The sequence below is a fragment of the Amycolatopsis kentuckyensis genome, assembly GCF_002155975.1.
GTDB lineage: Bacteria > Actinomycetota > Actinomycetes > Mycobacteriales > Pseudonocardiaceae > Amycolatopsis > Amycolatopsis kentuckyensis.
Map to the genome: position 1 here is coordinate 1 of NZ_MUMI01000868.1, position 748 is coordinate 748.

At 73.9% G+C, this 748-nt stretch carries 2 protein-coding genes; both read left to right on the top strand.

What is annotated here, in order from left to right; genetic code table 11:
* Positions 1–380: hypothetical protein (locus tag CCN39_RS48765; RefSeq protein WP_208630705.1), on the top strand; the 380-nt coding region annotated here is incomplete at its 5' end.
* The coding region (locus CCN39_RS48770) for a hypothetical protein (protein WP_208630706.1) at positions 380–748 on the top strand (369 nt) is incomplete at its 3' end. The genes CCN39_RS48765 and CCN39_RS48770, both read left to right, overlap by 1 nt.

A 748-nucleotide genomic window follows, 5' to 3' on the forward strand; every position in this document is an offset into this window, starting at 1 on the left:
CGGTGGGGCCGGCGTTCTCCTGGGACGACGACCCCGGCAGCCTGACGTACGCCGCCCCCGACCCCGTCGGCGACCCCCTCGCGCCGCAGCGGCTCGGCCTGCCCGGCGTGCGCGTGCGCACCGGCCGCTACACCTCGCCCCTGATCGCCAGCATGGGCCAGGCCACCGACGTCGCCCGGGCCCGGCTCGCCGACAGCCTCGGCGTGCAGTCCTCGCTCTCCTTCACCTCCGTGTGCAATCCGGCGATGGAGCCGGGCGACGTCGTCGAGGTCGAGGTCGAGGACGGGGTGTGGGAGCGGCACCTGATCGACTCCTGTCCGTACACGCTCGGCGGGATCACCCAGACCTGCCAGACCCGCACGAGCACCAGGAGGCTGTGATGGGGACCCGCGAGCAGCTGGGCAAGACCCTCGACACCCTCGACAAAGCCGCTGGCGGACTGCAGACCGTCTCGGCCACGGTCACCGACGTCACCGACGCCGGCACCGTCCATCTGTCCATGGGCGGCGGCGCGTTCTACGACGTCGCGTGCACCGACGCCTACCGCAACCGCAAGGCGGGGGACGTCGTCGCGGTGCGCCGGGGCGCGGTGCCGGTGGTGCTGTGGCGCCTGGGCGACGACCCCGCCGAGACCGACGAGGAGGCGATCGCCGAGGTCGCCCGCGAGGCTGCCTCCGACCTGATCGCCATCTCCGCATGCACCTGGGCGACCGCCGCCCCAGCCGCCGGGTACGAGGAAGGCACGGGC